The organism is Halalkaliarchaeum sp. AArc-GB, from assembly GCF_031432225.1.
Lineage (GTDB): Archaea > Halobacteriota > Halobacteria > Halobacteriales > Haloferacaceae > Halalkaliarchaeum.
Window position 1 is genome coordinate 123,520 of record NZ_JAVKGM010000005.1, and the last position, 24,565, is coordinate 148,084.

The following is a 24,565-nucleotide window of genomic DNA, read 5'->3' on the forward strand; positions in this document are numbered from 1 at the left end:
ATCGGCCTAGCGGTCTTCGGTCGGTTCATCGGAGCGGAGTCAGTCTGACGGTTCCTCTTCGGTTCGTCTGGAACAGAGCGTCAGTAAACTACCCCGCCCTACTTCGCTCACCGCATACGCGGTTCGCTCGTTGAGGGTGGGGCTTTGATGTGGACTCCCGGCAATCAACTGTCAGCGGTTGGCCGATAGCCGTCGCCGTTCAACATCCCACCATTTACACGCACGTCTACTGGTGCGTCTACGCTCCCCGACGTGGGCGAGGAACGCAGTCTGTGCTGTCGCTTCCGCATGTACCGCAGTCCGACGTTTTTCGCGCCGTTGTACTCCGCGTTGATTTCGTACCCACACTTCAGACACCGGAACTGCTCGCCGTCACGGTTGTCTTCGTGGGTAAAGCCACAGTCGGTGTGCGAACACCGCTGGCTCGTGTGGTCTGGCTCGACCTGTTCAACCGCGACATCCCATTCTGGAGCCTTGTACTCAACATATTCGACGAGACGGCGGAACGCCCAGATATGATGCCAGTCAGCGTATGGCAATCGCTCTCGAATATCCGTCAACTCCTCGAACACGATTACGTCACAGTCGTGGGCAACTGCTTCGTCAACAATCTCGTTGGCGACCGTGTGGATGTACTGTTTCCGCCATGCCCGTTCTCGTTTCCCGAGTCGAAGTACGGCGTTGTGAGCGGCTTGTGTGCCGCGCTGTTGCATCTCCGCCCGGCGCTTCTCGAACTCTTGAATCCAGTGGTCGTACTCGTCACCGCTCCAGAACGTGCCCGTGCTGGCGACGGCGAGGCTGTTCACACCGAGGTCGATACCGAGGACCGTCTGGTGCTCGGTCTCGTCCGAACCCTCGATTTCAACAGCCTCACCGTCTTTGTTTACCTTCCGCGTTTTGACGTGGAAGTAGAACTCGTCGGTGGCTTGGTCGTACTGGAGTGTACTCGTGCGAAACTCGTAGTCTTCCGAGAGGACATATTCCTCGTACGGTGTGGGACTGTCTGCTGGCAACTCAAAGTCACACTCGACTCGTCCGTTCACCGTCGAGAGTGAGATTTTGTTCCGGTAGAACGTCGCACTACGCTTGTCGTAGACCATGCTCCACGAGGTGAACTCTGGTTTGTTCGTCCGTTTCCCCTGTTTCCAGCGGTCAACGCCGCTATCGACGGCGTGGACGGCACGCCGGATGGCTTCTTGGACGAGGTTTGCCGTGAGGTCTGTTTCCTCGCGGAGACGGTCATACAGCGCACCTCTGGCTTTCACGTTCGAGGTGATACAGTCTTCGTAGTTGGTGTTGTCCCAGCAATAGTCACTGGCCTCGTTCGCGCAGTACAGGAATTGCTCGGCGGTTTCGTGGAGGTCGTCGTGGAACTCGTCGGAAACGACGAGTTTGACCGGCGCGGTACGTCTGACCTCCATAGTTCAGATGTCATTCCGGAGGTACTTAATAGTTCGGGAGTCGGGCGGCTACTGTCTCGTGGTTTGTGTCGTGGAGTGTCGGCTTCCTCCCCGGCCTACTCGCTTCGCGCTTCCGACTGGTCGGAAGCCCTCGCTCCTTAAGGCCGGGGGCTCCGCCTCGAAACTGCTGAATATATCCCGAGGCTGTTGCGAACTGGATTGGAATGTCATAACACCACTTGTATTATGAAGGGCCATTATTGAAGGATTTTGAATATTTCTCACGGACGTACAACGTGGAAAAGGATCATATGGGAAAAAGAGGGCTCTACGCTCGTCTGGCGCCAATTCCAGAAAACTTGTAATATTTGATCGAAACATCCATATGTTAAGGCCAGGTCACCTTTACTTGATGCCAGAAGAGCACGAGGTACCCATGGAAGGAGAAAAATCGAGGGAACGTCCCGGTTTATCCGTCCGCCGCCGTGGCGTGCTGGCGGGGACGGCCGGTTTCGCGTCTGTCGCGCTCGCCGGCTGTGCCGGCGACGAGGAGCCGACGCCGGAACCGACCCCCGAGCCGACGCCGACCGAGGAACCGACGCCGGAGCCCGAGAACTACGTCGTCACCGACGACATCATTGCCGGCTCCGCGTACATCCCGGAGGGGACTGGTGGATTCGCTCAGGCGTGTTCCCCCCAGCGGAATTTCATCCCGGAGATGCAAGCGGTGTTCAAGATCGGCGTGTGGGACCCAGCGACGGGTGACATCGTCGGCGCCGACGTGATCGACGAGGCAACCGTCGCGATCGACGGCGGTCCGTCCGTCGAACTCGAGTTCGACGACGAGGACGCCGAGTGGTCGGGTAGTTGGCCGATCCCGGAGGATCAGGAGCCGGGCACGGTTTCCTATGAAGTGCAGGTCACCAACGAGGGCGAGTACCGCAACGTCGGCATCCTCGACAGCGAACTCGAAATCATCGAGTTCGACGACCCGAAGAACTACGTCGTCACCGACGACATGTACGCCGGATCCTCGGGAATCCCGGACGACGCGCAGTTCGTCTCGGCGTGTGGCCCCTCGCGGGCGTTCGTTCCGGGCATGATGGCCGGCTTCGACATCGGCGTTTACGACGGTTCCACCGGCGAACCCGTCGGACCGGACGTGATCGACGAGGCGACGCTCATCATCGACGACCGCGACATCGAACGGGACCTCGAGTGGGAGGAAGACGACGGCGAAGACCTCCACTGGAACGCCACCTGGCACATCCCGGATGACGCCGAGACTGGGACGGTCACCTACGAAGTCGAAATCACCAACGAGGGCGAGTTCTACAACGTCGGCGTGCTGGAAAGCGAATTCGAGATCATCGAAGGGTAGCTTCGAACTTCGCGCAACCGCCCTATAGATAATCTCTTATTTGTCGTTCGGACCGACGATTCGACAGCCGACCGGCCGTCAGGTTTCTTTCGGTTCGACTTCGGACCTGATGTTTTCGAAGTACGTTTCCATGTCGGATTTCACGATCGACCTGACCAGCCCGTCGGTGAGGCCGGCGACGCCGGCCACGCCACCCGTGAGGTCGATGTCGACCGTGTACGCCATGTCGACGACCCCGTCGTCCGTTTCGCTCATCTCCATGGCGGCGATCACGTCGAACTGGCTTCCGGTCGTCGAATCGTAGGCGTTGCCGTCGGCGACGATCCAGTCGGGCTCGTGCATCTCGACCAGCTCTGCCTCGCCAGATACCGAAAGCGTCAACCGACTTACCCCCCGGGTGATCTCGAAGGTGTAACGGCGCTGGGAGAGTTGTTCGACGTCGTCTGCCCCTGGAACACAGTGGACGAGGTTTTCCGGTTCGGAGACGAACGTCCACAGATCGTCTTTCGACGCGTCGAACCGGACTGTTCCGTCGAACGACAGTCCACCGTCGGACTGGCCCTCGTCCCCGCCGTCGTCGTCAGTTGCCGTCCCGTGTTCGGGTTGCTGTTCCTCGGCCGTGTCTGGTGTCCCGGATCCGTTCCTGGTGAAATTCATGGTGGCTCCGCGTGTGGGTTCGGTCGCTCCGCCCGGTCTGGCTGTTCGTTCGACCGTCCGTCGATTCGGTCGCGTCCCGGTTCCGGCCGTCTGTGAGGCGCCTGCCGCTTTCGGTGATCCCGTCGCCACGTCTGAGCGAACCTGTGGAACGTTTCCTCCCCGGAGTACTTCTCTGCGTCGTGATCTACGACGTACTCGTCCATCTCGACCAGCAGGTCGTCGGGTTCGGGCCCGAGCTGTCGGACGAACCCCGCGTTGTGTTCCGGGAGGATTTCGTTCATAGGGTCTCGCGGCGCGTGGCGCAGCTTACTCCGTGATCTTGAACGCGAAGTGCGCCGCCGGGAGGGGACGGATCGGATGGTTGTCCAGATACGAGAGGTGCGGCTTCAGCTCGAAGTCCGGTTCGTCCTCCTGCACCTGGAAGAAGCTCGGGTAGACGTCGATAAAGTGCCACCCCGGCTCGCCGGCCGCCTGCAGAACAGTCCGGTTCACCGCGGCTTCCAGCCCGCAGATGTATCCGAGGGGCTTGTTGTCGTACACGAAGTAGTAGGCGTTCCCGTAGGTGGGCCAGCCCACACCGGAGATCTCGATCTCGATCTCCGTGCCTGCGGGACCCTCCGTCGGAGAGAACGTCTCGATCCGCGGCTGCATCATAAAGCCCGTCTTCGCCACTGATTTCCCGTCGATCTCGGCGGTGATCGGTCGGGTGGCGCCGATGTCGGTCGGGATCTCGACTTCGACCTGGAACGCGCCGTCCTCGTCGGTCGTCACCGACGGCAGCGCGTCCGGCATCGGCACGGGCGTGATGTCGATCCCCTTCACGCGGTGTCCCTCGTGGCTGTGCCAGATCAGGTCCACCTCGGTGTCTGCGGGGAAGTTCCGTCCGGTGATGAACGCGTCCGTCCCGGGCTGACCGGAGGTCGGCGAGATCTCCAGCTCCGCGTCGGTCTCCTCGTCGATATCGGGCAGGTGCACGCTGAGTGGCCCCTCGTCCCACATCGGGTCGAGCCACGCCGACTCCGGCTCGGATTCGGGCTCGGTGACCTCCACGGTCCAGGAGGACTTGCGCCCCCCTGCGACTGGACCGAACGGCGACTGGGTGTTGTTCTGGAGGAACGGCACCCCGCGATAGTTGCGCCACACCTGCAGGACGTGCTTTCCGGGCGGCCCAACGGCCCGCACTTCGGCGGTCGCGGTTCCGCGGTTCTGCACGCCGGTCATGATCCCGACCATTCCGTTGTCCCAGGCGATCTGGTAGTTGTTCGTGATCACGTTCGGGCCGAGTCCGTAGCCGGTCACGGTGAAGAATTCACCCATCTCGGCCTCGGTCCGATCGATTTCGAACCACGGGAGGATCTTGAGCTTCGTCTCCGCCAGAGTGGTCTCGTCGTCGCCGGCCGGTCGTAGTTCGATCCGGTGTTCCCCGCCGTAGTCCTCCGGAATCTGCCACTCCTCGGTGAACCGCCCGTTCTCGTCGCTCGTGATCGACGTCAACTGCTCTTTCCGGGGCTGGTACTGTGCACCCACGACTTCGTTTGCCTTGAGTACGCCCCACATTCCCTCCGCGGTGTGCCAGATCACGTCGACGTCGGCATTCTCCGGGAGGTTTCGTCCTTCCAGCGTAACGGTGTCCCCGACGTACGCCTCCGCGTCGCTCACTACCAGCGTTCCGCGGTGCTCGGACCGCCCTTCCCTGTGTTTGTCGATCCGTTCTCGAACTTCCGGAGATATCCCGTCGTCCATAGTTTTAGTTTACAGATTATCTGTTATATGGTTTTCCATAGGTGGCTGCAGCAGGTGATTCGGGTGACTGTTCTGGCACTGAAATTTAAGTCAATTGAAAACACAGTCCACCGTACGGACGCGGGGTGTGCGATGGTCGAACTGGGGGTCCGGTACCGAACAAACTGGGGGACCGGTTCCGAACAGGTCGGCGTCGTCGACCGTCTCGCCCGTAGATCGTTCCATGGCTTCACGTTCGCAGCTCGGAGGAGCAAACGACGCTGCCGCGCCAGTCGTGGGTATCGTTCTGCTCGTCGCGCTCGTGGTCGCACTCGCGACGCTCGTGGGTTTCTCTGTGCTGGGATTGGGGGGCATCGTCGACAGTAGCCCCAGTACAACCTGGAGCGGGGCGGTCGTCGAACCGTCCCCCGAATCTGGCGACGTGTTCCTGGAGTTTACACATCGGGGTGGCGACACAGTGGCGGCCGACAATCTTGACGCAGTGATCCTTTCGGGAGACGGCAACGCCTCGCTGGGTGCCGTCACATCCGAATCGGACCGGTTGTCTGCGGGGGACACGGTGGGGATCGAGATCGAGGGGGAACCGGAAAGCGAGTTGTCTCGGGACACCGAGATCGCCCTCGTGTGGGAAATCGAGGATCGATCGGCTATTCTGGCGGAGATGACGCTCGAAGAAGCTGTCGTGATCGAAGAGTAGTTCAAAGCGCCGTTTCGTAGCCGGCTGCGGCTTCTTCGTCTTCCCACATCACGACCCGAACCCTGTCGGCTGCGGCCGGGTCGACGTGGTCCAGGAGGGTTTCACAGGCAATTCGTGAAAAGTGCTCGACGCTTGGATTGCGCCCCTCGAAGGCGGGTTTATCGTTGAGCGTCTCGTCCGCGTATCGTTCCCGGACGGCGTCGATCCCGGCTTTTACGTCGTCGATGTCGACCAGATAGCCGTATTCGCCGAGCTGGTCGCCCTCGAACGTCGCCTCCATCTCGAACTGATGGGAGTGCAGTTTCCCTTCGGGACCCGGATCCGGCACCGTCAGATAGTGCTGGGCGATGAACGACTCTGTCACCGTAACTGAATACATACTCGCGGATACGAATTCTTCGGTAAAGAGTCTGCTCCACAGTTCGTGTTCGACGTCTCCGGACCGTCGTGTTCGCTTTCCCGTCGATCAGTGCCGCTCAGTATTCGAACAGCGTAGTGACGACGCCATCCGATTTGTCTGCCAGTCGCTCGTAAGCGATCTCGGCGTTCGATAGCGGCTCCCGATGGGTGATGAGCGGCTCCGTGTCGAAGTCTTCGAGCAGTTCCCATGCAGTCGAAAGCCGCCGATCGGCGTCCCACCTGCCGCGCAGGGCCGGATCGACGGTGCTCACCTGGCTACTCTCGATGGTAATTCGGTTCCGATGGAACTCGGCTCCGAGATCCAGCGTGGCCTCCTTGGTTCCGTACCACGATCCGACGACGATCCGGCCGTCGTAGCCGGCCGTGTGGATCGCATCGTCGAGGGCCTCCGGGTTGCCCGAGACCTCGAACGCTAGGTCGGTTCCGGCGCCCTCTGACTCGGAATCGTACTGCTCCTCCAGCGCAGCGGGGGCGATCGCCCTGTCGACCCCGAGACGACGGGCGAGTTTGCGGCGCGTTTCCACGGGGTCGATTGCGACGAGCTGATCCAGCGGGAACCTGGTGAGAAGTTCAGTTGTGAGCAGCCCGACTGTCCCCTGCCCGAATACGGCGACGCGTTCTCCCAGCCGCGGCCCCCCATCGTGGACGAAGTTAATGGCCGTCTCGACGAGTGGCAACAGCGTGGCTGACTGGCTCTCGATCCCATCGGGTACCGGAACCACCTCCTCGGGAGAGGCGAGGAAGTGGCTCTCGTGGGGATTGAACGCGAACACGCGTTGTCCGGCCCACTCTTCGGGAACGTCCTGGCCGACTTCGTCGACGACGCCGACGGCCGCGTAGCCGTATCGCAGCGGGTAGGTAAATCGCCCGGAAAACGCCGGCAGGCTCTCGTCTATCGGCAGTCGTTCGGGTGCTTCACCCCGATAGATCAGCAGTTCGGTTCCGCTACTGATCGCGGAGACGGTCGTTTCGACCCGGAGCTGGTTCCGACCCGGGGTGGGACGTTCCGCGCGCTCGAGTTCGACCTCCCCCGGAGCCACGAAGGAGAGCCGGCGGCGCATCAGTCGCCGGCAGCCGCGTGTTCTGTCGCGAACTCGACAGTCGTTCCCTCGTATCGACAGTCCTCGAGTGCGTGTTTCGCCGCGAACCCGGCCTTGTGCGGCGATTCACCGGTCCCTACGCCGACTTTCAACTGAACGTCCACGGCGTCGGCCACGTGATCGATCGCGTCCTGGTATTCGTCGACACTCAGCTCTGGGCAGACCGCGATGATGTTGTCGCCGCCGACGAAGAACGACAGCGCGCCGTGCGCCTCCCGCATGTATCGCATCAGCTCTGCGTAGCCGTGTTCGATGTGGATGAACGAATCGAACTCGTTGAGGCGGTCGGTGTACTTTTCGGTCGCGTCGTTCACGTCGAAATGAGCGATCTGGAGATCGTCGCCTGCGGTGGGTTCCCGGAACGACCCCGAAAAGACCTCCTTGCGATCGCTGTCCTGGGCACTACCGGCGCGCTGGAGTCGTTCTGTCGCGTTTTCGAGCGCCTCGGAGGGTTGCGAGTCGACGTCCACGCCGAGACTCACCGTCACTGGATAGCGGTTTCGGATCGACTCCTGTAGCGTGCGGTGGTCCGTTCGATCGATCCCGTTGGTAACCGCAACCATGTTGTCGAACCGGGTGAAGAAAACGTAGCCGTCGCGGCTGCCGATGAACTGCGCGAGGTCGGCGAACAGTCGCGACTGCAGGGTCTGGAGATCCATCTCCCGTCGCGGCTCCGGCGACACCGTCCAGGGGCCGTAGTTGTCGATCTGAACCAGCGTAATCTGTGTGTTCGTCACTGTATCCTTCCTTCGGGTTCCCGGTACTTTGGTTCTTTCCGTTAGTCTCGGCCAGTGAGGACGGTTCTCGGAACTGGCCGCTGTTCCAGGTTCGTTTCCGACCGACGGGAGCCGTCCGGGACCGGGACGTTCAACTCCGTTCCGGTCGTACGACGGTCCATGGAATACCGAGGTGCTGTCCTCGATGTCGACGGGACGGTCGTCCGTGGGGACGAGCCGATCCCCGGGGCCCCGGAGGGCGTTCGGCGAATCCGTTCGGCCGGCGTCGAACCGCTGTTCGTCTCCAATAATCCGAGCAAGGCTCCGCCGGCGTACGTTCGTCGTCTCTCTCGAGCGGGATACGACGTCGACGTCGATCACGTCGTTACTGCCGGTACTGTATCGACGACGTACCTCGAGCGTCACCACCCCGATGATTCGATCTATCTCGTCGGCGAGACGGGACTCGCACGGCAACTCAGGGAAGTCGGCCTTTCGCTTTCCCCGGACCCCAGTGTCGCCGACGTCGTCGTCGTGTCCCTGGATCGGGAGTTCGACTACGAGGAGCTGTCTGCCGTCCAGTGGGCGCTCGAGGACGACGACGTTCGGTTCTACGGCACCGATCCGGACATCGTGATCCCGGCAGCCGAGCGCAACATCCCCGGCTCGGGGGCGTTGATAAACGCCGTCGTCGACGTCACCGGCCGCCAGCCGGACCTGGTGTTCGGAAAGCCGAACGAGCCGACGCGGCGGGCAATATTCGAGCGGTTCGACCACGACCCGGGCGACTGTTTCGTCGTCGGCGACAGACTCGACACCGACATCGCGCTCGGAGTCGAGGCGGGAATGACGACCGTCCTCGTCCGCACTGGAGTCACGGACGACAAAACCCTCGCAAACGCCGAGATCCAGCCCGACTACGTGCTGGATTCTCTCGCCGAGATCGATCGCCTCCTGAATGGTGACCCCTGACGGGCAGACTCGCCGCTAGAATGCGTCGGCGTGGGCGGTGATCTCTGCGCGCAGGCCGGGACGAACCGCCGAGTGGACGTGGCAGATCTCCTTGCCCCGGTCGACGATCTCCTCGAGTTCCTCGTCGCTCACGTCGAGTTCGACGTGGAGGTCCCACCGAATCGCGGCGAGGTCGTCGTCGTCATCGAGATCGGCGGACGCGTCGATCTGGAGCTTTCCGAGGTCGTCGTGACCGCGTTGTCGTCCGGCGACCCGGAGCGCGGGAAGGTAACAGGAGGCGTACGTTGCGACGAGGGCCTGGTTCGCAGTCGGTCCCTCCTCGCCCGTGGCGTCGATCGAGAGGTCGAACTCGCCGACGTGGCTCGAACAGTGGTACCCTTCCTCACAGACCGTGCTGGTTTCGATATCCGTCATTGCAACTACGTATTGGTCGGAACCGTCCTAAAGGTTGCTTCCGAAGCGGTCGTCTGTCGACCGTCCGGGTCACAAAAACGGGCGTCTCCGAGCCGGGGGTTCGGGTCGTGATCGCGGCCTTCACTCGAGCGTGAACGTCTCGTCGCCCTCGAGGACACGAACCTCGGCGTCGCTGCCGGTCGCCTTCACCTCGCGGACGAAGTCGTCGGTGTCGATTTCGATCGGCGGGAACGTGTCGTAATGCATTGGGAACGCGTAGTCGACGTCGAGCCAGTCGACGGCGAGCGCCGCCTGGGTCGGGCCCATGGTGAAGTGGTCGCCGGCCGGAACGGCGGCGGCGTCGGGTTCGAGGAACGGTCCGATCACGTCGCGCATCTCGCTCATCAGGCTCGTGTCGCCGGCGTGATAGAACGTCGTCGTGTCGGGATCGGCTTCCTGTGTCGGCTTCTTGTCGGAGATGACGAAGCCGGCGGGCATCCCGGCGCTCGTCTCGTAGCCGGTTTCGATGCCGTTGGTGTGGTCGGCCCGGACCATCGTGACGAAGGCGTCGCCACACTCGACGGTACCGCCGAGGTTCATCCCCATGCCGCCGACGGCGTCCTCGAAGCCGTAGTTGTCCTCGGCGTACGACACCAGTTCGGGGACGGCAACGAGCGTGGCGTCGGAGAACTCGCCGGCGTGGGCGACGTGATCGGCGTGGCCGTGGGTGAGCAGGACGTACTCCGGCTGATCGACGTCCGACGGTTCCAGATCCGTCTTCGGGTTGTCGAAGAACGGATCGATCAACAGCGACGTTTCGCCGACCGTTACGTACCAGGTGGAGTGGCCGTGCCAGGTGAGTTCCATAGCCAGTCGATACACCTCGCCGACAGGTAATAAAACTCGTTGCTACGTGTTCGGCGGCATGTTCCGCCCGTCCGATATCTCCACGGGGCAGGGGACTACGAACAGCCTTCGTCTTCGAGTTCCCCGTCGCCACTGCCGCAGGCGACAACGCGCTCGGATACGTCGCCGATCACGTTGACCTCGTCGGTGTTCGGCGGGGTGAGACTCACCTGTTCGACCTCGCGCTCGACTTCCTTTTCCCACTCGTAGGTGGTGGTCGTTTCGTACTCGAGTTTCTCATACACGCCGTACTCGACCTCGTCAGTGTAGGTGCGTTCCCATCGGTGGAGATCCTGTTGTCCGTACTCGGGAACGCGATACTCGTAGTACACCTCCGGGGTACTCGTCGTTCGTTCCCACAGGTATTCGGTGCTGTAGGTTGGGTATTCGAACTTGTACTCCCGGCTGGTGTCGCTTTTCCACACCGTTCGTTCGCCCCAGTCGATGCATCTGCCATTCCCGAACCAGCTGTTCGTTCGTTCCTTGCAGTACCGTTCGGTTTCGGTGTAATAATCGGTTACCGTCCTGGAGTCGACGACCCGCCAGCCGGCCGCCGGGGCTCGTCGTGACGACCGCCAGGTCGACCCGGTGCCATCGCGAACCTGTCCGGTGGATCGAACCCGCGACCATCCCGAGCCAGAGGGTCGAGAGGTGCTCCGCTCCCGTTCGGTGGTCGTGTGATAGTTCGTCGTCGTCCCGACGTAGGTACCGTCGTTGGGGGCGAGACTCCGGTGGGGAACCTCGACGTAGTCGTAGCCGACGATCCGCGTTTCGCTGTCGACCGACCGATCGGCCATCGACCAGTCGCTTCCCGGCCAGTTTGCGGCCACTCGGGTTTCGCGACGCTGTTCGGTTTCGGTCTCGGTTCCGATCCGCCGCCAGTCGTCCGATAGCAGGGCGTCGGGATTCTGCTCGTCGCGGATGCGCGTTTCCTCTCGGTCGACTACCTCCTCGTCGATCGACTCGATGCCGGCCTTTTCCCATCCCTCGCCGGGATCGTCTTCTGAAACGTATTCGGCGACTGCGGTGGTTCTCTCGGTGTAGTGGTACTCGGTGTAGGAGTCGAAGGTGACGGTTTCTCGGATGTCTTCGCCAGAATTAGTTAACTTTCCAGTAGAAAGCCATGCTGTGTATTCTCCCGGCGAATCGTATCGATGGGTGACTTGTGTTCTCTTTTCGCCACAATCACCACACTCAGAAGGTAGGACATTTAGTGAATTACCATCTCCAAAATGAGCTTCAAGGACCTCTTTCTGTTCATCTGGTATCACATCGTTAGTTCTCGATGGGGTTGTTATCTCAAAAGTGGCAGTCAAGTATTCATCATCTTTTGATTTGATCTCGAAACTATAGTCTGAATTGGATTCGTCCTTGCCAAGTATTCTCGCTGTATCTGACTCACTTTGTTCTCGCCCATATTGATCGACGACAGTGACCGAGACGTCGAATTCATGAACGCCCTTGTCTTCAAATATGTAGACGTGTTCCACTTGAGGTTGAGAACTCACTGTGGTGGTACCGTCTCCAAAGTTCCACCTATATGTAAGATCTATATCATCTTCTGAATCTACATCTGCCACAAATTCAACTGTTTCTTCTTCACTTCTTAGATAAAACCTAGGGACTGAATCATCAAACACATCATTACTGCTGAATACTAATTCTTCATCTCCAACTAGTAGCCTGCCATTTAGGTTGTTAATCTCGTGTTCCGGCTCATCTGCAACTTCTTGAGTTTCTGCGTCGGATTCTACAATTGTAACCGCCTTCTTATCTAAGACTTCATCACCGAAGTTGGTTGTGCCGAGGACTGTAATCTTCCCAGAATCTGCCTTCTGGTCACTAAATGAGATGTCTTGTGTTGTTCCAGATCCGAGATAAATATCTTGACCCGACGTATATTCCCAATCGTACTCGGTTATCTCACCACTACTTTCCACTTCGTAAGTATGCTCTGTTCCCTGTACGACTACTGAAGGTCCGGAAATTTCCAACTCAATAGTATCTTGATCTGTTTCATCAGACTCGGTTGTTTCTTCAGGTTCATCTGAAGTTGGGGTTGGCGTTGGCGTTGGATCGCTTCCAGAACCACCGTCTGGATTGGACGAGGTATCCTCCGAGGTGCTATCTGTCTCATCTGAATCATCCGGTCCGTCGTCGGACTGTCTCGGTTCATCCTCAGATGAGTCTGCAACCTCTACTAAAATCTCCACGTAATCTTCGCTCACCTCCTCGTTCGTACCAGTCACTTCGACCGTAAAGCGCCACTTGCCAGCGGAATCCGGCACATAGGTATGTCTCGCTGAATCACCGGCCTCGAGACGTTCTCGCTCCCCGTCAGGGGGCGTCACGTACCACTGGAACCCATCAATATCCCCGCTCACCGATCGCGATCCACTCGCGTCGAGATACACCGTCTCCCCGAGATCGACTGACCTGTCCAGGCCCGCATCGGCCATCGGTCCGGTTTCGTCCGCTACGACCACGGCCGTCGAACTTACGGCTGCGACGACCAGCAACACCGCGAATACCTTCCTGCCGTCCATCGGAATATGTGGTCCTACTCCTATCTTATCTTAAAAAGTTTCGTATAAAATAAAGAGTGATGTGAATATATTGAATATTCGAAATCCCGGATTATTTTGTGAAATTCGTCGGCTGACAGAAGCCGGCAGCCGCTCGTCGTGACCGTTGTCTGTTGAAAACTTTTGGCGGTGAACTCGGCTGCCCTTCAGTTGCGCGGCAGCCGATCGAGTCGCTCAGTGCTGGTGACCGAGCGCTTCCGAGAGCGGCATACCGAACCGCTCTTCGAACAGTTCCTCGACGGTGTCGTTCATCTCGACGACGTCGGCCGGCGGTTCCCCTTCCGAGTGGTGCACCATCGCGTGCGCCTGCTGGGCCATTGCCTGTAGAACGATGTCAGTGATCACGTGCGTCGGGTTTTCGCCCTGCTCGGTCATCGTGTCGACGAGCCCTGCCGGTAGCTCTACTGTGTCCTCGTTGCCGTCCGGTCCGGTTACGGTGTAGGTTTCAGTTTCTCCCATGGGGCCGACGACGCATTCCACACGTAAGGCTCTGTGGAACTTCCGGAACGAACCCCGCCGCTCGTCGACTGATCCACCGAGTATATTACCAATAGTACTAATATATAAGAAATAAATAACCATCAGTAACCGATAAGTGGTATTCGCTCCAACGGCTGACGTGCCATGTCACACAGTACCGAACGCATCTCGACGACGCACGTCGGGAGCCTCCCCCGCCCGGAGGATCTGCTCCCGTACTTCGAGCGCATACAGGCCGGCGAGGAGATCGACGAGGAAGCCTTCGAAGCGGCGGTCAGGGAGGCGACGGAGGAGGCGGTCCGCCGACAGGAGGAGGTCGGGATCGACGTCGCAACCCATGGGGAACAGGGGCGACTTTCGTTCGTCACGTACGTCGTAAACCGGCTCACCGGTTTCGAGGGCGAAGTACCGGCGATACAGTGGGCCGATCTCGAGGAGTATCCGGAGTACGCTCGGCAGGTTCCGACGTTCCGGGAGTGGTCGGAGCCGGGGGCGACGATTCCGGCCGCCTCCGGGCCGATCGAGTACGACGGCGAGGCCGAGACCAAGGCGGAGCTCGACCGGTTCGAGGCCGCCATCGAGGAGACCGGCGCCGAGTTCGAAGAGACGTTCGTGACGGCGGCCGCACCGGGAACCGTCGCTGCCTACGTCGGAAACACCCACTACGACAGCCACGAGGAGTACCTCTTTGCGGTCGCGGACGCGATCGCCACCGAGTACGAACTGATCGCCGACTCGGGGGCGACGCTCCAGATCGACGCCCCGGACCTGCTCGGAGGGCGGCATCTCAAGTTCAAGGACCGCTCCGAGTCGGAATTCGTCGAGGTCGTGGCAACCCACGTCGAAGCCCTCAATGAAGCGCTCGCGAACGTGCCGGCAGAGCAGGTTCGGATCCACACCTGCTGGGGGAACTACGAGGGGCCACACCACCACGATATCTCGCTGGAGACGGTCCTGCCCGAAATCTACGAGGCAGACGTCGGGGGGCTTTTGATCGAGCAGGCGAACCCGTGCCACCAGCACGACTACACAGTTTTCGAGGAGCACGGCGTCCCCGACCGCTGGCAACTGATCCCGGGGGTGATCGACGTCACGGTCAATTACATCGAACCCCCGGCGGTGATCGCCGACCGCATCGAGCGGTTCGTCGACGCCGTCGGCGATCCCGATCGGATCCTCGCGGGCGCAGACTGCGGGCTCGGCACGTTTGCCGGCTTCGGGGCGGTCCATCCCGAAATCGCCTGGAAGAAGCTGGACGCCCTCGCCGACGGGGCGAAACTGGCGAGCGAACGGGTGTACTGACGCGATTTCGACTCCGGGATGATCCGGCTCTCGACAGCCCTTTGGTGGCCGCCGCCGACCACCGTGTTATGTGGGACGACACGTTCGGCAGCGACTCGGATCCGTCGTCAGATCCGTCCGTTCTGGTCGTCGGTGAGACGCTCGTCGATTTCATCCCCGAGACCCCTGGGCCGCTTCCCGACGTCGAAACGTTCCATCGCCGTGCGGGAGGTGCTCCCGCTAACGTCGCGGTCGGGCTTTCCCGACTCGGCGTCACCCCGGCGTTCTGGACCCGGGTCGGCGACGATCCGTTCGGTGACTTCCTCCGACGAACGCTCGAGGCGGCGGGGATCCCCGACGAACTCGTCGAGATCGATCCCCGCGCCAAAACCGGGCTCGCGTTCGTGAGCCTCGATCCGGACGCAGACCGAGCGTTCAGCTTCCACCGCGACCGCAGCGCCGACACCCGACTCCAGTCCGGACGAATCGACGACGAACGCCTCGAAGGGACAGACTGGCTTCACGCCGGCGGCGTCACGCTCGCCGACGATCCCGGTCGGGAAGCGACGTTCGATATCCTCGAACGCGCCGGTGGCACCGACACAACGGTTTCGTTCGATCCCAACGCCCGTCCGGAACTGTGGGACGAGTACGACTTCGCCGACAGCGTCGACCGGGCTTTCGGCCTCGCGGACGTCGTAAAGACGTCCCGGGAGGATCTCGAGGCGGCGGGATACGACTGCGAACTCGACGACGAACAACTGGTCCGAAGCGTCGCCGACGACGGCCCCCACACGGTGTTTCTCACCCTCGGCTCCGCGGGTGCGGTCGCGTATGCGACTCCCGATGCCCCGTGGTTCGACGACGCCCACAGGCCCGGTGACGGGGAGAGATCCGCTGACGCAGTCGTCCGACACGACGGTTACCCGGTCGATGCAGTCGACACGACCGGCGCCGGCGACGGGTTCTTCGCGGGCGCGATCGCGGCCCTCTCGAACGACGAACCGCTCCCGATGGCTCTGGAGTTCGCGGGCGCGGTCGCGGCGGTGACGACCACCGAACCCGGGGCGATGACGGCGCTGCCGACCCGCAAAGAGGTTGCGGCGTTTCGGAAACAGTTCGAGAGGTAGCTCGACCGCCCGGGTGGACGACCGCGACGAGGAAACCGCCGGACTTTATACGGCCCATTAATTCTGAACGGCTGATGCGGGGGCAGCAATGAGTCGCGACGAGGCGACGTTCGTAGAGTACGGTATCGACGATAAACCACCCCTTTCCACTTCTCTCGGTCTCGGAGTCCAGCATTACCTCACGATGGTGGGGGCTAACATCGCAGTCCCGCTGTTGCTCGCGGGGGCACTGGGGATGCCCCAGGAACTGTGGGGGCGATTCATCGGTACCTTCTTCGTGGTCTCGGGGATCGCGACGCTCGCCCAGACCACGTTCGGGAACAGGTACCCGATCGTTCAGGGTGCGCCGTTTTCCCTCCTTGCACCGGCGCTTGCGGTGATCGGGGTCGCACAGGCCACCGGTCACGACTGGAACGGAGCGTTGCTCCAACTCCAGGGGGCGATCGTCGCCGCCGCGATGGTCGAGGTAGCGGTCGGCTACTTCGGACTGGTGGGGAAGGTCCGGGAGTATCTCTCCCCGGTCGTGATCGCGCCGACGATCGCGCTGATCGGGCTGGCGCTGTTCGACGCCCCGCAGGTGTCGACTGCGACTCAGGACTGGTGGCTGCTGGGGCTTACCCTCGTGTTGATCGTCGGGTTCTCACAGTACCTCGACGCGGCACACCGGGCGTTCCGGCTTTATCCGGTCGTCCTCGGGATCGTCGGGGCGTATCTCGTCGCGCTGGCGCTTTCGGTGACGGGACACTACGCGCCCGGCATGCCGGGATACGTCGAACACGGCATCGATGTCTGGATGGAAGGCGGCCTCGTGATGGCGATCTACCCGCTGCAGTGGGGGACCGCGATCGGGTTCGAAACCGCCTTCATCATCGGGATGCTCGCCGGGATCGCTGCCTCGATAATCGAAAGCCTGGGCGACTACTACGCGGTCGCCCGCCTGTCGGGCTCGGCCGCGCCCAGCGCAAAGCGGATCAACCACGGCATCGGCATGGAGGGACTCATGAACGTCTTCTCCGGACTGATGGGGACCGGTGGATCGACTTCCTACTCCGAGAACATTGGCGCGATCGGCCTCACGGGTGTCGCCTCGCGCTACGTCGTGCAGGTGGGTGCGGCGGTGATGCTCGTGGTCGGATTCCTCGGCCCGTTCGGCAACCTGATTCGGACGATCCCCGATCCGATCGTCGGAGGGCTGTACGTCGCGATGTTCGGGCAGATCGTCGCTGTCGGGCTGGCGAACCTGAAACACGTCGATCTCGAATCACAGCGCAACCTCTTCGTGGTCGGACTCGCCATGTTCACCGGGCTCGCAGTTCCCGCCTACATGGACAACGTCGGCGACGTCGAGGCGCTCCAGCAGGGAATGGCCGAAGTGACGCTTTTGGGCCCGGTTCTCGGGACGGAGGCTATCTCGACGACGATCTTCGTGATTGGCTCGACCGGTATGGCAGTCGGCGGGCTGGTTGCCCTCCTGCTCGACAATACCATCGAGGGAACCCGCGAGGAGCGCGGCCTCGAGGAGTGGGAGAAGACCGCGGAAACCGACTCACAGTTCGTTTCCGCGTACGATCGGTTCGTCCGCAGCAACGATTGACCGCGGACTGTCGATGCTCCTCCGTCAGTCTCGCCCCCTGTTTCGCTCTCGCCCCCTGTTTCGCTCCCGCCCCCTGTTTCGATCTCGTCCCCTGTTTCGATCTCGTCCCGATTTCGATCTCGTCCCCGGATTCTTTCTTTGCGGGGTGTGTACCCGACTACTATGAGTCGGCTCGACTTGCCGCAGATCGGTCTCGGTACGTCCGGAAACGACGAGTTCGAGGAGTGTGCCGAGACGGTAAGAGCGGCCCTGGATGTGGGGTATCGTCACGTCGACACCGCCCAGATGTACGACAACGAGGCTGCCGTCGGCGAGGGAATCCGCCGGAGCGACGTCGACCGGGAGGCGGTCACGATCGCGACGAAGATCCACCCGGACAACCTCGCGTACGAGGACGTCTTGAAAACTGCCGAGGAGAGCCTCGACCGGCTCGGTGTCGACGCGGTCGATCTCCTGTACGTCCACTGGCCGATCTCCGCGTACGACCCGTCCGAGACACTCCAGGCCTTCGACGAACTCGTCGAGGAAGGGGTCGTCGATCACGTCGGCGTCTCGAACTTCTCTCCCTCGCTCGTCGAGGAGGCCCAACAGCACCTGGAGGCTCCGATCGTCGCCAACCAGGTCGAGTGCCATCCCCTGTTGCCACAGCAGACCCTCCGGGCACACGCCCACGAACACGGCTACGAACTCGTCGGCTACTCCCCACTGGGGCAAGGGGAACTGCTCGAGGAACCGCTGCTGTCGGAAATCGCTGCGGAGTACGACGCGACGCCGGCACAGATCGCGCTGTCGTGGGCGATCGCCAGGGGCGTGACCCCGATCCCGAAAGGTCGAGGCGATCATCTCCGTGAAAATCTCGCGTCGGTTGGGCTCGATTTGCGTGCTGCCGACGTCGCCCGGATCGACGAACTCGACCAGCGGACCCGGTTCGTCGATCCCGACGCCGCTCCGTGGAACGAGGGATCGTAACGTCGATCCCCGACGCGGGTCCGTCGGTCCCCACAACCTATACGTCAGCGCCCCCATCCTGTACCTGAATGTGCGGTAGGGAACTGCTCGCGGAGGCGTCCGCCGCCGCCGAGTTTTCGTTCGACCCCCATGAGGTCGAGATCCGAGATGGCGGCGTTCTCGAGCGTCTGTCCCCAGTGGTCAGAGAGTGGTGGATCGACCAGTTCGGGGAGTACGTTCCACGAAACGGGGGGTTTTTCACCCCGCCCCAGCGCGAGGCGATTCCGCTGATCGAAGACGGGACGAACGTGCTGGTGGCCGCCCCGACCGGGAGCGGAAAAACTCTCGCCTCCTTTACCGCGATCATCGACGAACTGTACCGGCGAGACCGAACGAACGGGCTCGAAAACGCCGTTTACTGTCTGTACGTTTCTCCGCTGAAATCGCTCGCGAACGACGTCCACCGCAATCTTACCGTCCCGCTTTCGGGGATCACCGAGCGACTCGAGGAACGGGGAATCGACGCGGAGATCAGACACGCAATCAGACACGGCGACACCGACGACCGGGAACGCCAGCGGATGCTCGAGGAGACGCCCCACATCCTCAACACCACCCCGGAGACGCTCGCGATCCTGCTCAACGCGCCGAAGTTCAGGGAGAGGCTCCGACACGTCGAGTACGTGATCGTCGACGAAATCCACAGTCTCGCAGACAACAAACGCGGCACTCATCTGTCGGTGTCGCTCGAACGACTCGAGGACCTCGCGGACGTCTCCCTCACCCGGATCGGCTGTTCGGCGACCGTCGAACCGCTCTCGGCGATGGCGGAGTTCCTGGTGGGATGCGAGTTCGACTCGGCGTCCGGGGGTGGTTCGATGGTTCCTCGAGACTACGAGATCGTCGACACGCGATTCGTGCGCGACTTCGACCTCCAGCTGGAGTGCCCCACGCACGACCTCATCGGCGAGTCGAGGGACGTCGTCACGGACCGCTTTTACGACCGACTCGACGAACTGGTCGACTCGCACACGAATACGCTGGTGTTTACCAACACGCGGTCGGGCGCAGAACGGGTCCTCCACAACCTGCGAGAACGGTTCGACGCCTACGACGAGAACAACTCCGGCTGCCATCACGGTTCCATCTCGAAGGATCGCAGACAGTCGATCGAACGCAAACTCAAGGAGGGGGAACTCGACGTCGTCACGACCTCGACGAGCCTCGAACTCGGCATCGACATGCCGCATCTCGATCTCGTTGTTCAGGTGGGCTCCCCCAAATCCGTCGCGGCGCTGCTCCAGCGAGTCGGCCGTGCCGGCCACCGTCTCGGTGAAACCGTCGAGGGACGGGTGATCGCGCTCGAGCGAGACGAACTCGTCGAGTGTGCGGTGATGCTCCGGAAGGCAGAGGAAGGGTTCGTCGACCGGGTGTTCGTCCCGGAGAACCCCCTCGATGTCGCCGCCCAGCACGTCTACGGGATGGCGATCGCCGGGGTCCGTCCCGAAGCGGATCTGAAGGAAACGCTCCGGCGGGCCTACCCGTATCGGGAGCTTGACGACGCCGACTGGGAGCGACTGCTCCGGTATCTCACCGCCGACTACGACGGGCTCGAAGACCGGAACGTCTACGCGAAAGTCTGGCGAGATACCAACGATCCCCCCGACGGGGAGCACCATTACCCCGAATACGACGTCGGAGAGTCGCTGATCGGCAAGCGTGGTCGGCTCGCCCGGGTGATCTACATGACGAACATCGGGACGATTCCGGATTCGTTCACCTGTGGGGTGTTCACCAGGGGGGACCAAGAATGGGTCGGCGACCTCGACGAGTCGTATCTGGACACCCTCGATCCCGGCGACGTGTTCGTGCTCGGCGGGAGGCGGTTCGAATACCGGTATCGACGAGGGTCGAAAGTGTACGTCGATCCGACGTCCAACCGTCCCACTGTCCCCTCCTGGTACTCGGAACGGCTCCCGCTGTCGTACGATCTCGGCCGGGAGATTCTCGCCTTCCAGGCGGAAGCCTGCGACCGGCTCGAATCGGGCGGGCATCCCGGACTCCGAACCTGGCTCCGGGAGTTTCCTCTCGACGAAAACAGCGTCCGGGCCCTCGCCCGGACCTACGACCAACAGCGCCGGTATGCCGGGATCGAAAGCGTCGCCACGCCGGAACGGATGGTCGTCGAGGAGGTCCGCGACCGCGACCGGTATCGCCGGCACTACCACGTCCACTCGATCTACGGCCGACGGTTCAACGACGGGCTCTCCAGGCTCGTGGCCCATCGCTGTTCCCGGCGCGCGACGACGAACGTCCAGGTGGCCGTCGCCGACAACGGCTTCACCGTCTCGATGCCGCTGAACCGCCGGGTCGACGTCGCGGACGTGCTCTGCGATCTCGATCCCGGCGACGCTCCGGGGGACCTCAGGGAGGCGCTTTCGGCAACCGATCTCCTGGAGCGGTACTTCCGGATCAACGCCACCCGGTCGCTGATGGTGCTCAAAAACTACAAGGGCCACGAGAAATCCGCCGCCAGACAGCAAGTCTCCGCGGAGATGCTCCTGTCTTTCGCGCGGGATCTCGAGGACTTCGCCGTCCTGGAGGAGACGTACCGGGAGATCATGGAGGACAAACTCGATCTGGCCGGGATCCGTGAGGTTCTGAAATCGATCCAGTCGGGAGATATCGAAGTCGAAACCTGCCGGCTCGACGCCCCGTCACCTCGAGCGTTCGGGCTGGCGACGCTCTCTGCCAGCGACGTCGTGCTCGCGGAAGACGAGTCGGCGGTTCTCCGGGAGTTTCACGAGCGTGTTCGAGCTGAGATCGGAGAATCGAACGGCGAGAGATCCTTCGATCCAGCCGGCGACGGCGACGCGTGATACTGATTGTGAGTTCCGACGCGAACGACCCCCGAGTCACACCGCCTCCGGCTTGTACTCGCCGAACTCTTCCCGGAGGACGTCGCTTATCTCCTGGACGGTGGCGTACGCTTTCACCGCCTCGAGGATCGGCGGCAGCACGTTCTCCTCGCCCCTCGCCGCGTCCCGAACGTGTGCGAGCGCGGCGTCGACTGCCTCGTCGTCGCGATCGCTTTTCACCTCCTGCAGCCGCCGGCGCTGGCGACGTTCGTCCGCCTCGGACACCTCCTCGAGTTTGATTTCCGGATCCTGGTCGTCGACGATGTACTCGTTTACCCCAACGATCACGCGCTCGCCGGTTTCGATCTCGCGCTGGCGCTCGTAGGCGACGTCCTGGATCTGCCGCTGGACCCACTGGCTCTCGATCGCATCGAGCATCCCGCCCCGCTCGTCGACCTCTTCGATGAGTTCCCGTGCCTCCGATTCGATCTGGTCGGTCAGCGACTCGACGTAGTAGGATCCCGCGAGCGGATCGATCGTGTCGGCGACCCCCGACTCGTGGGCGAGGATCTGCTGGGTCCGGAGGGCGGTCCGCACGGACTGTTCGGTCGGCAGCGCGAGCGCCTCGTCTTTCCCGTTGGTGTGCAGCGACTGTGTACCTCCCAGGACCGCGGCCATCGCCTGGTAGGCGACCCTGACGACGTTGTTCTCGATCTGCTGGGCGGTCAGCGTCGAGCCGCCGGTCTGGGTGTGGAACCGCAATTGCTTCGAGGCAGGCTTCTCGGCGTCGAACCGCTCGTCCACCAGTCGCGCCCACAGCCGGCGGGCGGCGCGGAACTTCGCGGCCTCCTCGAAGACGTTGTTGTGCGCGTTGAAGAAAAACGACAGTTGCGGGGCGAACTCGTCGACCTCGAGTCCGGCGTCGATCGCCGCCTCGACGTACTCGATCCCGTTTCCGAGAGTGAACGCTACCTCCTGGGCGGCCGTCGAGCCGGCCTCACGGATATGGTATCCAGAAATCGAGATGGTGTTGAATTTCGGGGTCTCCTCGGCACAGAACGCAAAGAGGTCGGTGATCAGCCGCATCGACGGCTTCGGCGGATAAATAAAGAGGTTTCGGGCGACGTACTCTTTCAGGATATCGTTTTGAACGGTCCCCCGGAGCTGTTCCCGTGGAACACCCTGACGGTCACCGATCGCGACGTACATTGCAAGCAGGATCGGCGCCGGCGCGTTGATCGTCATGGACGTCGACACCTCGTCGAGGGGGATCCCGTCGAACACCGTCTCGAAGTCCTCGAGAGTATCGATGGCGACTCCGGATCGGCCGACCTCCCCCTGTGCCATCTCGGCGTCGGAGTCGTAACCCATCTGCGTGGGCAGGTCGAACGCCATCGACAGCCCCGAGGAGCCCTGCTCGATGAGATACTGGAACCGTTCGTTCGTCTCGCGGGCGGTCCCCATTCCCGCGTACTGGCGCATCGTCCATAGCCGCCCGCGATGCATCGTGGAGTAGACGCCGCGTGTAAACGGCTCCTCGCCGGGGAAGCCGAGATCCTTCTCGTGATCGATGTCCTCGACGTCCGCGGGGGTGTACAGTCGTTGTACCTCCCCGCCCCCTGTATCGGTCGTGAACGTCTCCTTGCGTTCCCCGAACCGCTCCAGCGTCGGCGAGAGGGTCTCCTCCTCCCAGGCCTCCTTCGCCGAGCGGATCCGTTCGAGCTCCTCGGGGTCGAACATACCCGAAGGGTCGCCGGCGACGAACTTAAGGGTTGAAGGCGACGGACCGAAAGACACCTGTATGACCCACCGATCCGACACACTCGAGTCGTTCCTCCGAGCGACTGCTCCCGAACCGACGCCCCTCCAGCGGGAGATGGCCGGAACGGCAACCGAGCTTTCGTTTCCGATCGTCGGCCCCGTCGCCGGCGGCGTGCTCGCCCAGGTCACGCGCCTGACTGGGGCCGATCGAGTCTTCGAGTTCGGCTCGGGCTTCGGCTACTCCGCGACGTGGTTCGTCCGGGGTGGTGCAACCGACATCGTGTGTACGGAGTTCGACGAGGACGAGGTCAAGCTCGGCCGGGAGCTCGTCGCCGAGGCGGACCTCGACGATCGGATCACCTTCGAGTACGGCGACGCGATGGAAACGATCGAACGGTACGACGGGCCGTTCGACGTGGTATTGATCGACCACCAGAAACACCGGTACGCCGACGCCTACGACGCAGTCAGGCCAAAACTCTCGGACACCGCAGTTGTCGTCGCCGACAACGTGGTACGGGGACCGTTGGACTTCGAGACGCTTGCGGCACACTTCAACGACGGCACCCCGTTACCGACCCGAGAGGAGGACGAGGGAACCTGGGGAATCGGAACCTATCTGACTCGGGTGAGAGGTGACGCCGACGCCGAGACAGTCGTCCTTCCGGTCGGATCCGGGCTCGTAGTATCGGTCGTCAGTCGATGATCAGGGACGACCGGCGCCGACGTGCGGCTCCGGCATGAGGCCCTCGAACGGCTGGTCGTCGAGCCACTCCAAAAGCGCGACCAGCTGGTCGGTTGCCGCCTCGAACAGCTCTTTCCCCTTTTCAGGGGTCGCGTCCGTCTGGTCGCCGAATACGCCGTTTTCGGAGTTGTCGATCGCGTCGTAAAACGTTCGGGCGCCGAACAGGCGCGAGTCCGTGTCCTCGAGGTCGACGACGCCGCCGTCGCGCGCGTCTTCGAGCCTGTCTTCGTCGACGAGCTCGCGCGCGACGTGCATGATCATCGCCGTCTCCTTCGGCCCGCCGTGCGGCCCCGGATGCTCGAACAGCTCCTCGACGAGGTCGGGGATCGAATCGTTCCACATCCACTCGATCGCGTACGCCGCGCGGTCATCACGGAGTCGTCGACCGGCTTCCCGGAGTGGTTCGACGTTGCCGCCGTGGGCGTTGACGTAAACGACGCGGTCGATCCCGTGGTACGTCAGGTTACGGGTGAGACTCTCGACGTACGACCGGAATGCGTGGGGGTCGACCCACAGCGTGCCGTGGAACTGACGGTGGTGGGAACTCACGCCGATGTCGACTGTCGGGGTACAGACGTGGCCGGTTCGCTCCGTCGCTGCCCGCGCGAGCGACTCGGCGATGAGGTGGTCTGTTGCAAGCGGCAGGTGGGGTCCGTGCTGTTCGGTCGATCCGAGCGGAACTACCGCCAGGGACTCTCCCGCCATCTCTTCGCTCAGCTCCGGCCAGGTCCGGTCCGCGAGGTACATACTCGTCATTCCGGCCGCGGCACCATCAATTGCGGCGGTTCCGCGCCGCCG

22 protein-coding genes are annotated in these 24,565 nt (G+C 62.2%); 9 read left to right on the plus strand and 13 right to left on the minus strand.

Annotated elements, in window-relative coordinates; translation table 11 throughout:
• Nucleotides 1-164: 164 nt before the first annotated feature.
• Complete coding sequence (locus RH858_RS07365) at nucleotides 165-1,421, minus strand: transposase (protein WP_310561456.1); 1,257 nt, start codon at nucleotides 1,419-1,421, stop codon at nucleotides 165-167.
• Between the two features lie 391 nt (nucleotides 1,422-1,812).
• Here RH858_RS07365 and RH858_RS07370 point away from each other — a divergent pair, with 391 nt between their 5' ends.
• Nucleotides 1,813-2,781: a hypothetical protein gene (locus tag RH858_RS07370; protein WP_259535494.1), complete on the plus strand. Its 969-nt coding sequence runs from the start codon at nucleotides 1,813-1,815 to the stop codon at nucleotides 2,779-2,781.
• A 78-nt stretch (nucleotides 2,782-2,859) separates the two neighbouring features.
• Here the strand turns inward: RH858_RS07370 and RH858_RS07375 are convergent, their stop codons facing one another.
• From RH858_RS07375 to RH858_RS07385, 3 genes are read right to left on the minus strand one after another with little or no spacing between them, the layout of a single operon-like run.
• Nucleotides 2,860-3,438 carry an SRPBCC domain-containing protein gene (locus RH858_RS07375; protein ID WP_259535496.1) on the minus strand — a complete coding sequence of 193 codons (579 nt, stop codon included), beginning with the start codon at nucleotides 3,436-3,438 and terminating at the stop codon, nucleotides 2,860-2,862.
• Nucleotides 3,435-3,719 (minus strand): hypothetical protein, encoded by a 285-nt coding sequence (locus tag RH858_RS07380; RefSeq protein ID WP_259535498.1) that lies wholly within the window; start codon nucleotides 3,717-3,719, stop codon nucleotides 3,435-3,437. Before RH858_RS07380 ends, RH858_RS07375 begins: the two co-directional genes overlap by 4 nt.
• A gap of 25 nt (nucleotides 3,720-3,744) precedes the next feature.
• Complete coding sequence (locus RH858_RS07385; protein WP_259535500.1) at nucleotides 3,745-5,181, minus strand: hypothetical protein; 1,437 nt, start codon at nucleotides 5,179-5,181, stop codon at nucleotides 3,745-3,747.
• A gap of 223 nt (nucleotides 5,182-5,404) precedes the next feature.
• On the opposite strand from RH858_RS07385, the gene RH858_RS07390 reads away from it, so the two are divergent.
• Complete coding sequence (locus RH858_RS07390) at nucleotides 5,405-5,878, plus strand: type IV pilin (RefSeq protein ID WP_259535502.1); 474 nt, start codon at nucleotides 5,405-5,407, stop codon at nucleotides 5,876-5,878.
• Nucleotide 5,879: 1 nt separating this feature from the next.
• Here RH858_RS07390 and RH858_RS07395 read toward each other — a convergent pair whose 3' ends face one another.
• The 3 genes from RH858_RS07395 to RH858_RS07405 form a co-directional block, all read right to left on the minus strand.
• Nucleotides 5,880-6,257 carry a 6-carboxytetrahydropterin synthase gene (locus RH858_RS07395; RefSeq protein ID WP_259535504.1) on the minus strand — a complete coding sequence of 126 codons (378 nt, stop codon included), beginning with the start codon at nucleotides 6,255-6,257 and terminating at the stop codon, nucleotides 5,880-5,882.
• Nucleotides 6,258-6,354: 97 nt separating this feature from the next.
• Nucleotides 6,355-7,359, minus strand: coding sequence for a zinc-binding alcohol dehydrogenase (locus tag RH858_RS07400; RefSeq protein WP_259535506.1), 1,005 nt, complete (start codon nucleotides 7,357-7,359; stop codon nucleotides 6,355-6,357).
• A complete protein-coding gene (locus tag RH858_RS07405; RefSeq protein WP_310561457.1) occupies nucleotides 7,359-8,135 on the minus strand; it encodes a GTP cyclohydrolase IIa in 777 nt (258 codons plus the stop codon). Before RH858_RS07405 ends, RH858_RS07400 begins: the two co-directional genes overlap by 1 nt.
• 159 nt (nucleotides 8,136-8,294) lie before the next feature.
• Between RH858_RS07405 and RH858_RS07410 the strand changes: the two genes are divergently transcribed.
• A complete protein-coding gene (locus tag RH858_RS07410) occupies nucleotides 8,295-9,086 on the plus strand; it encodes an HAD-IIA family hydrolase (RefSeq protein ID WP_310561458.1) in 792 nt (263 codons plus the stop codon).
• A gap of 15 nt (nucleotides 9,087-9,101) precedes the next feature.
• On the opposite strand, the gene RH858_RS07415 is transcribed toward RH858_RS07410, so the two are convergent.
• The 4 genes from RH858_RS07415 to RH858_RS07430 form a co-directional block, all read right to left on the minus strand.
• Complete coding sequence (locus tag RH858_RS07415) at nucleotides 9,102-9,500, minus strand: OsmC family protein (protein ID WP_310561459.1); 399 nt, start codon at nucleotides 9,498-9,500, stop codon at nucleotides 9,102-9,104.
• 120 nt (nucleotides 9,501-9,620) lie between these two features.
• A complete protein-coding gene (locus tag RH858_RS07420; RefSeq protein ID WP_310561460.1) occupies nucleotides 9,621-10,346 on the minus strand; it encodes a metal-dependent hydrolase in 726 nt (241 codons plus the stop codon).
• Nucleotides 10,347-10,441: 95 nt separating this feature from the next.
• Complete coding sequence (locus RH858_RS07425; protein ID WP_310561461.1) at nucleotides 10,442-12,931, minus strand: PKD domain-containing protein; 2,490 nt, start codon at nucleotides 12,929-12,931, stop codon at nucleotides 10,442-10,444.
• Nucleotides 12,932-13,144: 213 nt separating this feature from the next.
• A complete protein-coding gene (locus tag RH858_RS07430) occupies nucleotides 13,145-13,429 on the minus strand; it encodes a hypothetical protein (RefSeq protein ID WP_310561462.1) in 285 nt (94 codons plus the stop codon).
• 165 nt (nucleotides 13,430-13,594) lie between these two features.
• Between RH858_RS07430 and RH858_RS07435 the strand changes: the two genes are divergently transcribed.
• The 5 genes from RH858_RS07435 to RH858_RS07455 all read left to right on the plus strand — a co-directional run bounded on the left by RH858_RS07435 (nucleotide 13,595) and on the right by RH858_RS07455 (nucleotide 21,282).
• Nucleotides 13,595-14,752, plus strand: coding sequence for a cobalamin-independent methionine synthase II family protein (locus tag RH858_RS07435; RefSeq protein ID WP_259535521.1), 1,158 nt, complete (start codon nucleotides 13,595-13,597; stop codon nucleotides 14,750-14,752).
• 68 nt (nucleotides 14,753-14,820) lie between these two features.
• Nucleotides 14,821-15,861, plus strand: coding sequence for a carbohydrate kinase (locus tag RH858_RS07440; protein ID WP_259535523.1), 1,041 nt, complete (start codon nucleotides 14,821-14,823; stop codon nucleotides 15,859-15,861).
• Nucleotides 15,862-15,949: 88 nt separating this feature from the next.
• A complete protein-coding gene (locus RH858_RS07445) occupies nucleotides 15,950-17,455 on the plus strand; it encodes a solute carrier family 23 protein (protein ID WP_259535524.1) in 1,506 nt (501 codons plus the stop codon).
• Between the two features lie 162 nt (nucleotides 17,456-17,617).
• Nucleotides 17,618-18,424 carry an aldo/keto reductase gene (locus RH858_RS07450; protein WP_259535526.1) on the plus strand — a complete coding sequence of 269 codons (807 nt, stop codon included), beginning with the start codon at nucleotides 17,618-17,620 and terminating at the stop codon, nucleotides 18,422-18,424.
• Between the two features lie 68 nt (nucleotides 18,425-18,492).
• Complete coding sequence (locus RH858_RS07455) at nucleotides 18,493-21,282, plus strand: ATP-dependent helicase (protein WP_259535528.1); 2,790 nt, start codon at nucleotides 18,493-18,495, stop codon at nucleotides 21,280-21,282.
• Nucleotides 21,283-21,318: 36 nt separating this feature from the next.
• On the opposite strand, the gene RH858_RS07460 is transcribed toward RH858_RS07455, so the two are convergent.
• Nucleotides 21,319-23,001 carry a methylmalonyl-CoA mutase family protein gene (locus RH858_RS07460; RefSeq protein WP_310561463.1) on the minus strand — a complete coding sequence of 561 codons (1,683 nt, stop codon included), beginning with the start codon at nucleotides 22,999-23,001 and terminating at the stop codon, nucleotides 21,319-21,321.
• A 61-nt stretch (nucleotides 23,002-23,062) separates the two neighbouring features.
• On the opposite strand from RH858_RS07460, the gene RH858_RS07465 reads away from it, so the two are divergent.
• Complete coding sequence (locus RH858_RS07465) at nucleotides 23,063-23,728, plus strand: class I SAM-dependent methyltransferase (RefSeq protein ID WP_310561464.1); 666 nt, start codon at nucleotides 23,063-23,065, stop codon at nucleotides 23,726-23,728.
• Here RH858_RS07465 and RH858_RS07470 read toward each other — a convergent pair whose 3' ends face one another.
• On the minus strand, nucleotides 23,729-24,514 hold the full coding sequence (locus RH858_RS07470) for a creatininase family protein (protein ID WP_310561465.1): 786 nt from the start codon (nucleotides 24,512-24,514) through the stop codon (nucleotides 23,729-23,731). It lies immediately after the preceding gene.
• Between the last annotated feature and the right edge of the window lie 51 nt (nucleotides 24,515-24,565).